This is a genomic window from Micromonospora chokoriensis (assembly GCF_900091505.1).
Classification (GTDB): Bacteria; Actinomycetota; Actinomycetes; order Mycobacteriales; family Micromonosporaceae; genus Micromonospora; species Micromonospora chokoriensis.
This window is the reverse complement of record NZ_LT607409.1, coordinates 3,575,637-3,585,576: the sequence shown is the minus strand read 5'-3', so window position 1 is coordinate 3,585,576 and position 9,940 is coordinate 3,575,637. Positions and strand designations below refer to the sequence as shown.

The following is a 9,940-nucleotide window of genomic DNA, read 5'->3' as shown; positions in this document are numbered from 1 at the left end:
CCGCGCGGCAGAGCACGTTCTCCTGCCCCACCAGGAAAAGCTCCCGGTCGCGTCGGCGACACGTCGACGCCGGTCCCCGGACACGGCGCGGCCCCGGCCCGACGCGGGTCGCCGTCGGACCGGGGCGGTGGTCGGCCGGTCAGTACTCGCCGCGCCCGAAGGCCGCCAGCTCGGTGGAGTGCACGGGATTGCTGACGTACGTGGCGCCGATCGGGGCCGTCACCCGGCACCAGGCGTCGAGCCGGCCCACGTCGATGCCGGCGGCGCTCGCCAGCTCGTCACGGCGGCGCACCATCTCCGCGCGGTCCAGACCCTCCAGTACGTAGTCCACGGCGTCGAAGCAGGGGTCACCGGCGCACGCCATCGGGTCGATCGCCACCAGGCCCCTGCCTCCGCCGCTGAGCACGTTGCCGAGGTGCAGGTCCCCGTGCAGCAGCACGGTGTCGGTGGGCACCGCGAACAGGTCGTCGCGCAGTCGCTTGGACCCGCTCAGGTCGGCGCCCCGGCGCGTCGCCGAGTTGAACAGCACGTCGATCCAGTCCGCCAGCTGACGGGGAGCGGCAGCCGGGTCGCCCGCGCCGTGCAGATCGGTGAGGAAGGTGGCGTACTCCCGTGGTGAGGGCGGCTGCGGCATCTTCTCCACGAGGGTGCCGGGGTGGATAGCTTCGAGCAGGACCGCGCCCTTGGCCGACTCCCGCACCGCCGGCACCCGCCCGCTGGACGCGAACTGGCGCAGCATGTCCACCTCCTCCCGCACGGCGTAGCTGTCCGGGGACAGCTTGAGCACCCCGTCGCCGAGGGGGCCCACGCACCGGAACACCACCGAGGAGTTGCCGGACTTGAGGGGGTCACCGAGAGTCAACCCCCACTGCTCGACGAGGTCGTCGAGCCGCTGGCGCAACGTGCCCACCCAGCGGTGCGCGGCCCGGCCGAACCGTGGCTCCAGTCGGTTGGCGATCGCGTCCAGGTCCAGGCTCATCCCGCTCACCCCCGCACCGGCCGCGCGTCGGCGTACGCGGCCGTGCCCGGCGCCACGACACCACGCCGACCGGCCAGCAGAACGCTGCCACCGGGCACCATCGGTCGATGGAGGCCGGGCGGCCCGGGGCGTCCCAACCGCGCCCGGCGGGCGACCTCGATCGCCTCGTACCGGTCGGAGACGTTCAATTTGCTGAAGATGGTGGAAATATGATTGCTGACCGTTTTCGGGGACAGATTCAGCTTCGCGGCGATCGCCACGTTGCGCATACCCGAGGCAATCAGTTCCAGCACCTCCCGCTCACGGGCTGTCAGTTCCGGAAAGAGCTGCTGGTTGCGGGGCTCCCGGCTCAGTTGCCCGATGAGCTTGTCGGCCACCCGGGGGCCGAGGATGACCTCACCCGTGGCGAGGCCCCGGATCGTCCGGACGATGCCGTCGCCCGGGCAGCTTTTGAGCACATAGCCCCGGGCGCCCGCCCACATCGCCGCGAGGATCACATGTTCGTCCTCGACCGCGGTGAAGACCAGCACCGCTGTCGACGGCGACACCCGGTTGATCTCCTGGATCGTCACCCCCGCCTGGAACCCCGGCAGCTCGACGTCGAGAACGAGCACGTCGGGACGGGTGGCGGTGGCCAGCGCCAACGCCTCCCGCGCGGACGCCGCCTCGCCTGTCACGGCGACCTCAGCCGACGGCGACAACAGGGCGTGCAGGCCCCTGCGCACCACCGGCTGAGCGTCGGCCAGGACCACCGTCACCGCGTCGGGTGATGTCTCCGCCGTGACTTCCTCCGGATACCGCCTCATGTTCCGAGTCAGCTCCGAGCCCGAGCCAACGCTGACCATTGATCCACCTCACCCCGTCCGAACGGCCCGCGGTGTCTTAGTCGCGCGGGGGAACGCCGCGGTAGCGCCGACCCCGCGTCGTGATGAATATCTACTCACGGCCAACAGAACAACACAAGAAGTGATCCCGGGAACGGGCTCGGTCAGCCTTTTGACGCATCCAGAAACCGGAGCGAATTTTCCGCCTCGGCCCTGGCGGCGCCGTCCACAGCAGACCTTTCACTGGCGGTCGACGTGCCACCGACCCGGGAGCACACGGGGGAATTTCCCGGCCGATCCGGGACGTCGTCCCGTACCCGCTGCACCTGTCGCCCTGTCCGCCGGACACCGCCGTCGCCAGGATTGACCCATGCCCTTGTCACGAGTGACGGACGTTCTCGCCGGCCTGGTACCGACCGACCCGCTCCGCCGGAAGCTGATCGCGATCCGACTGGCCGAGTCCATCGGCAAGGGAGTCTTCCTCAGCGGCAGCGTCGTCTACTTCACGCTGCGTGTCGGACTCGACGCCCGGCAGGTGGGCCTGGGCCTGTCGGCCGCCGGCCTGTCCGCCTTCCTCTCGTCGGTCCTGTTCGGTGTGATCGCCGACCGGGTGGGCGCCCGCCGCCTGCTCGTCATCCTGTTCGCCGCGCTGGCGGTCGGATTCGGGCTCTACAGCCTGGTCGACAGCGCGACCGCCTTCTTCGCGCTGGTGGTCACCGTCGGCTTCCTCGAGTACGGCACCGGCCCGACCAACGGGGCCCTCATCGGCAACCTCGTGCCCGCCCAGGAGCGGGTGAAGCTCAAGGCCATGATGCGGTCGGTGTTCAACATCGGGTTCAGCATCGGCATCGGCGTGGCGGCCGTCGCCGCCCTCAGCCAACGGCTGCTCGTGCTGATCCCCCTCACCACCGCCGCGTTGATGGCCGGTGCCGCGCTGCTCGTCACCCGCCTGCCCGACGTACCGCCGCGTCCCGCGCCGGTGGGCTTCAAGCGTTTCGCCGCAGTCCGCGACCCACGCTTCCTCGCGGTGATCGGCGTCTCGACGATCCTCGCCTCGCACGTCAGCATCATCCTGGTGACGCTGCCGCTCTGGGCGCTCAACCGCACCGACCTGCCGCACTTCCTGATTCCTCTGCTGCTGATCGTCAACACCGCGTTCGTCATCCTGTTCCAGGTACGGGCCAGCCGGGGCGCGGACACCGTGCCCGGCGCCGGTCGGCTCGCCCGGCGCTCCGGCTACTGGCTGGCCGGCGGCTGCGCGGTCCTGGCGGTGACCGCGCTCGACGACAACGTGGTCCTGGCGTCCGTGGCGATCGTCGCCGCCGTGCTGATCCTCTCCGTGGCCGAGGTGATGCAGGCCGCCTCCGGTTGGGGGCTCGCGTTCGGCCTCGCCCCCGAGCACGCCCAGGGCGAGTACCTGGGGGCGTTCGACCTGCACGTGATCACGCAGAACATCATCGGCCCGGCGGCGCTCTCCGGCCTGGTCATCGCCTTCGGCTTCTGGGGATGGCTGGGCATCGCCGTCGCCGCGCTCGTCGCATCGGCGCTGATCATTCCGGCCGCCAACCGCAGCGCTGTCACGCTGGTCCGCGAGACGGCCCCGGCCTCCACGACCTGACGCCGCCGGGCTGGCATCGAGGGCGTGCGCAGGTCAACGGTCCGCTCGTCTGCATGATCGTGGTAATGCTGGACAACATGGCTTCGCCGGCGGAGATCCTCGGGTTGCGAGGAGAGGTGGACTGGCACGGCGCCGGTAGATGGAGAATCCGGCGCTGCCGCCCGCCGAACTGACCGTCAGGGTAGAGCGGCCGCGGCCGACAGCGGCAATCATGGCCGACGGAATGTCCGCCCTGGGGATCGCCCATCCGGCGACGAAATCGCGCCGCTTTTGCTACATCTCGACCTGGGGCCGCTGGGTAAGCTCGGCAGGGCAGCGCTACCGACAGATCATCAGGCAGTGGCAGTAAGGTGACCGTGCGCACAGCCGGCTGCGTTGTACGTGGGAGGCCTTGCATGAAAGAAGAGCTTCGCCTGCGCGACCCCCGACACCAGGAACTGGCAGAGGCCGCCCTGCGGGAATGGCTCCCGGCAGCGAAGATTCTTTTTGCCCCGATGGCACCCGGTCGCTCCGGTGTGGAGCTGGTCCGCATCGACGTCAGCGGCGAGACCGCCGACCGGGCTCCCGGCTCCTATGTGCTGCGCGTCGGGCCGGCGGCGGACAATCTCGTGCAGCCGAACGAGCGGGCGGCACACCGGCTGATCCGGCAACGCGACGAGCAGTTCGCCGAACGGCACCTGCCCCGGCTGCTGGAGATCTACAAGCAGGGTGACGGCCCGGAAGGCCTGGTCGCCTCGCTGCACGAGGTGGCCGGTGGCAGTCTTGCACGGTTCACTCCGCCGGGACGGGAGTCCACCAACCTGCTACGCGTGGTGCGCCACCTCAGCCGTGAGGTCATGGCGGCCTGGTCGGATCCCAGCTCAGTCACCCTGATGACCCCGTACGAGATGCTCGCCACCGTGGTCGGTGTGGACAAGGCGGAGCAAAGCTTGTCCGTGGTGGCCGACCTGTTCGGCGCGAACGACGTGCTCGACGATCACGGGCGCGCCTTCGCCAACCCGCGACGGCTGCTGGACCCGCACGGTGAGGACAGGCTTCCGGTGATGGCCGGGCTGGCCCACGGCGACCTGCACGTAGGTAACCTGCTGGTCGAGCGGTCCGAGATCGAGGGCGCCGGTGACGACAGCTTCTGGATCGTCGACGTGGACCAGGCTCGGATCTCGGTGGCGGGCATCGACCTCGCGTACCTGGAGCTCAGTGTCCTGATCAACTTCTACGCGGACATCACGCTGCCCGTGTTGTCGTCCTGCCTCGACGCAGCCGAGGCACCGACCACCCAGGTGATTCCGGACGGGCATCGATGGCTGGTCGATCTTCTGCGGAGTGGGCGGGCCGGCATAGGCGACTGGGTCAACACCCAGCCGGGCCGTTCCGACCAGCTCCGTCAGCAGGTGATGCTGACCCGGATGGTCGCGGCCCTCCAGTGGGCACGGCGGTTTCCCGGCACCGACGAGGCCCGCGTCTGCCTCGCCTACGCGGGCTGGTACACCCTGCGCTATCGGCGGATGTTCACCGTCAAGGAGGACCAGACCCCGACGCCCCCGACGGCCGAGCAGAACGACGCACTGTGGGAGCAGGGCTGGCAGGCGGTGTCCCGGTTCTCACCGCGGGCGGCCCGGTACGTGCTGGTCGCGGAGCAGTTGCCGCGGATCCCGGAGCTGGCGGCGATCGGTCAACTACCGTGGTCGGTGGTCATCGATCTAGACCCTACGTCGGATGCTGACGGCCTCTACGCGACGGCCTCCCCGCTGGTACGCGCGCAACGATCGGTGCACACCCTCACCACCGACCGGCCGCAAGCCGCCTACGACCGCAGTACGGCCTGGATGCTCGCGGCCGGTTCAACCTCACGCCGGGAACGACCGCTGGAGTTCCGCAGCTGGGTGCACCAGCGACTGGACATCATCCGGCAGCTCATGGCCTCGTTCCGCGCCGCGACCGGAGAGGTACCCATCACGGTTCTGTTACTTGAGGGGGGCACACAGGACGTCGCGAACTCCAGCCGGGATCGGCTGCTGCGCGTGATCGACGCGATTGACGAGGTCACCAGGGGCTCGGCCACGTTCGTGCACGTCGGGACGGCCGAGCTGCACTCGATGGTACCGATCACCAACGTCCCGCTGCCCGTCCCGGACTTCCTGGCCCGGCTGGCCGTGACCGCGGGCACGACACCGCTGCAACGCAACCACAGCTTGCCCACGGTGGACGGCCGGCTCGTCGACGTGTCCACCGAGACCATGCAGGTCCTGCAAGAGCACATGACGGTGCTGCACGGCGAGATCGAACAAAGCGAGACCCGCAGCGGGGACGAGGCGTTCTGGCGCGGAGGCCTGATCACCTGGGCCGATCTGGACGCCGGGGCCGACGTTCCGCGTACGGTCAACGAGGCACTGCTCGCGGCCGTCCGCAAGAGCTTGGAGAGCCATCGCACCCGGACGGTGCTGCTGGAGCATCAACCGGGTTCCGGCGGCACGACGACCGCGTTGCGTGCCGCGTGGGATCTGCACCTGGAACATCCGGTGGCCGTACTGCGGATCGGCATCCCCATCGATGGGGCACGCGTCAGTCTGATCGCCGATCGACTCCAGGGCCTCTTCGTGCTCACTCAGCGCCCGGTCCTACTGGTAGCGGACGGTGGCGACCTGTCCGAGCCCTACCGCGAGCAGCTCTACCGCGAGCTCAACAGCCGCAACGCCCGGGTGACCATCCTGTACGTGCGGCGCACGGTCGGGCCGACGGCCGATCGGAGCACCCTGAGCGTGTCGGAGCCGCTGGATGACGAGGAGGGAGAGTGGTTTCGCCGCCGGTACTCTGAACTCACCGACGACCCGCGCAGGCTGTCCGAACTGGGTCTGCTACGCACCCCCGGCTACGCGGTCTACCGCACCCCGTTCTTCTACGGCCTGATCACCTACGAGCGGGAGTTCAACAAGCTCGAAGGGTACGTGCGCACGCATCTGCGGCAGGTTCGCGGTAGAGCACGAACAGTGCTGCAGTTCCTCGCGTTGACGACGATCTTCTCCAACTCGGGTCTGCAGGTGGAGCTGGTGCAGAAGCTGATGCGGGTGTCGGTCCCGACCGCCGAGCTGACCACGGCCGACCTGCTCGGGGTCGAAGCGGCCCGGCTCGTCACAGTACGCGCCGACCGGCTGCGGCTACTGCATCAGCTGCTTGCCGAGCAGGTACTCGTCGAGTTGGTCAACGACCAGAACTGGGAGCAGCAGCTCAAGGACCTGGCGATCGACTTCATCATCGCGTTGGCCGAGAACACCGATCCGGCGTCCGAGCCGGTACGCGTCCTGCTGCGCCAGATGTTCGTCGACCGGCAGGGCAGCACCTCGGAGGATGTGGAGGATCGCGGCAAGTTTGCTCCGCTGATCGAACGCCTGGACGCGATCAACCAGGACTTCGGTCACCAGGTGCTGCGCAGCCTCGTCGAGCACGTGCCTGACGAACCACATTTCTGGAATCACCTCGGCCGGCACCAGATGTACGTCATTGACCGCGAGTTGGACAAAGCCGAGGAGTATGTGAGCCGGGCCGTCGAACTGGTCCCCGGCGATGCACTGCACCACCACACGCTGGGCCTGGTCCGGCGCAGCCGGATGCGCCAGGAGATGCGCCGCGCCCGGCGGTACGGATTGTCCGCGGTGATGATCGCCACCGACGAGTGGTTCGCGCGTACCGTGGAATGCTTCACCACGGCCCGGGAGTTGAGCCCCGACGGCATCTACGGCTACATCACCCACGTTCAGGCGATCGTCGACGTGGCGGAGGTCCTCAAGCGCGCGCAGGGAGTGCAGTCGGTCGCCGAGCTGGACAACGACGCCAGCGAGTGGATCACCGAGAACCTCACCGTGGCCAACGAGCTGCTCGACGCCGCAGCCCAGTTGTACGGCACGCTGGAACAGCCGGATATCTACATGACCCGCTGCCAGACCGACATCCGCCGGCTCTACGACGACCTCGACTCTGTCGTCGAGCTGTGGGAGGTCGCCGTCGCGGGTACCCGCAGCAGCCCGGCCTTGCGCCGCGCGCTCGCCCAGGCCTACTACGTGCGGGGCAAGCGCAGCTGGCGCGAACTGGATGAGGACGAGCTGCGGCGCATCGTCCAACTGGCCAACCACAATCTGTCGCTGAGCAGCCGGAAGGAGGAGGACTACCGGCTGTGGTTCGAGGCGTACAAGCTGCTGCCCGGGTTCGACATCGACGAGGTACTGGGCAAGCTGAAGGGCTGGTCCGACCGGTTCCCGTCCTGGCGGTCCCACTACTATCAGTACTGCCTGCAGTTCTACCTCTGGTTCGACGGCCGGATGGACGACCGAGACCGGTTCATCGTGCCGCAGCAGCAAGCTTACAAGAATATGATCGGCCGGACCCGCCAGGCGTTTCTCTGGCTGGCCACCTCGCCGGCATGGTGCCCGCTGGTGGCCGACACCGATCTCGGCGGTTGGAATCGGCCCGCCAACTTCTGGAGCAACACCGAGCCGCTGCAGCGCGTGAATGGGATCATCGACTACATCGACGGCCCGCAGGCTGGCCGGATCGAGCTGGCCGAGAAGGTCACGGCGTTCTTCGTGCCCATCATCGGGGGCTTCCAGAAAGACAGCAACGAGAACGACGAGGTCAACTTCTTCCTCGGTTTCAGCCCGGAGGGCCTGCGGGCTTGGGCGGTAGAGCCGGGTCATCTCCCCGACGCGCTGCATGCGCGCGAAGCCGATCGGCACCGGGAACATGTCCCGCTGCTCCCCCGGCAGAACCGTGCCGTACCTCAGCAACGGCAGACCGAGCGCGCCGACGAACTGCACCGAGACCGGATAGTTTCATTCGCGACTGCTCTACTGGAGGCCCGTTCCTCGGTCGGCGACACGCAACTGTCCTTCCTGGTGGAGCGTGTGCGTGCGGCGTTTCAGATGGCGGACGTCGACATCGCCTCGATCATCCGGGACGCAGACCGATTCTCCCTTACCAATGACGACGACCCCATCGTCTACCTGCTCGCTGCGGGCCGCACCACCGACGGCCGGATGTCCGCCCTCGCTCGGGCTGAAGGCGAACAGATCGGTCGCATCCTGTACGTCAGCGAGCAGAACCGCACCGGCATCATCCAGGCGGTCGACGACCTGCGGATGAACTTCGACTTCGACCGGATCGTCAACCGAGAGCCCGGCCGATCGCCGAAGCGCGGGCAGGTGGTCAGATTCGTCCTCACGCTCGGCCCGCGAGGCGCCGACGCCCGTGACGTCGAACTGTTCCCGGAGACGACGAGCTATGTGGGCGGTGAAACGGTTGACGTCGCGGACCTGCCCGGGCGGTTTGAGTCGGACCTGCACATCGAGCTGGAGCGGCTGCTCGCCGACGACCGTGACAGCGTCCCGGTCACGGAGGTGCGTGACTGGGCCGAGTCCCGGTTCGTCGGCGCGGCTCCCCTAGCTCAACGCCTCGGCGTGCCGTCACTGGACGCCTTGTGGGGTCAGTACGCCTGGCTACACCGATTCGGAACCGGCGCGCAACAGAAGATCAAGCTGCGTTCGCCGGTCGCGTTCGGCCGGGTCGGCGGCGGCGAACGGACTGCGGCGTCTATCGGCCACACCACTGCGGCCACGGCGCGCAAGAATCGTGACGCGGAGCTCGGGGCTGCCGTCGCCGGGGCCGTCGCGTCGCTGCGGTCGGCCGACGGGAAGTGGCCGACGGTCAAGAAGGTGCAGGCCGAGCTGAAGCGGGTCCTCGGCGATCGGTACAACTTCGTCATCGGCAACAGCTCGCTATTGTCCCGGCTGGAAAAGCTGCCCGGCTGGACAGTAAAAAACTGGAGGGTGAGTCCCGTCGTCGAGGTCGCCGCGACCACTCAGCCGGACCCGCCGGCCGAGTCGTTCTCCGAGGCCCGGACCGAGGGAAGGGCCTTCGAGGATGCCCTGGCATCGACGTACCAGAGCATGGTGGACAACGATCAGGAGCCGATCCTGCAGGTCCTGGGGGCGAGACTACGTACTGTTCTGGGGGCCGACCCGTACACGGCCGTAGTGGGTAAGTCGCTGAAGGCGTACATCGACAAGCTGCCGGGTTGGACAGTTACCGAGGTGCGGCCCGACGTCCACCTCCTCAGCCCGGTCGCTCCGGTCACAGGGCCCTCCACCGGTATGAATGCCCCCGCGGTAGCAGGGCCGAGCAATCCGGTCGACTGGGAGGTCCTGCTGAATGAGATCGTGACGCAGATGGTCCAGTCGGGTTTGCCGTTGTATTTGACCACTGTGGGCGACCGGCTGCGGTCGGCGTTGCTGGCCAGAGGAGTCGAGACCAAGCCGCCGAAGCTACAGGCCCTGGTCGTCAGGCACGGATGGGTCGTGGACGAACTCGGACCGGGCAGACGGGTCATGCGCCGCCCCGGCGAGCCGACCCCGTCGGTGCCGCTGCAGTTCCTGGGGACGGACGACGAATGAACCGGGCTGGCACCGCACGGACCTCTGGTGGTGCAAGCGGCGCCAGAGGTACAAGCAGATCCAGCGGCGGAAGCGGATA

General features: G+C 68.3%; 5 protein-coding genes. 3 read left to right on the top strand and 2 right to left on the bottom strand.

Annotated elements, in window-relative coordinates:
* Positions 1-139: 139 nt before the first annotated feature.
* Together GA0070612_RS16845 and GA0070612_RS16840 are read right to left on the bottom strand one after the other, a co-directional pair.
* Complete coding sequence (locus tag GA0070612_RS16845; protein ID WP_088988761.1) at positions 140-979, bottom strand: aminoglycoside phosphotransferase family protein; 840 nt, start codon at positions 977-979, stop codon at positions 140-142.
* A gap of 5 nt (positions 980-984) precedes the next feature.
* Positions 985-1,785 carry a LuxR C-terminal-related transcriptional regulator gene (locus GA0070612_RS16840; RefSeq protein ID WP_088988760.1) on the bottom strand — a complete coding sequence of 267 codons (801 nt, stop codon included), beginning with the start codon at positions 1,783-1,785 and terminating at the stop codon, positions 985-987.
* 388 nt (positions 1,786-2,173) lie between these two features.
* Between GA0070612_RS16840 and GA0070612_RS16835 the strand changes: the two genes are divergently transcribed.
* From GA0070612_RS16835 to GA0070612_RS16825, 3 genes are all read left to right on the top strand, one after another.
* Positions 2,174-3,421, top strand: coding sequence for an MFS transporter (locus GA0070612_RS16835; RefSeq protein ID WP_088988759.1), 1,248 nt, complete (start codon positions 2,174-2,176; stop codon positions 3,419-3,421).
* Between the two features lie 139 nt (positions 3,422-3,560).
* On the top strand, positions 3,561-3,770 hold the full coding sequence (locus tag GA0070612_RS16830) for a hypothetical protein (protein ID WP_088988758.1): 210 nt from the start codon (positions 3,561-3,563) through the stop codon (positions 3,768-3,770).
* Positions 3,771-3,816: 46 nt separating this feature from the next.
* The gene (locus GA0070612_RS16825; protein ID WP_157742509.1) at positions 3,817-9,861 is read left to right on the top strand and encodes a P-loop NTPase; all 6,045 of its coding nucleotides are present in this window, start codon (positions 3,817-3,819) and stop codon (positions 9,859-9,861) included.
* The last annotated feature ends 79 nt before the right edge of the window (positions 9,862-9,940 follow it).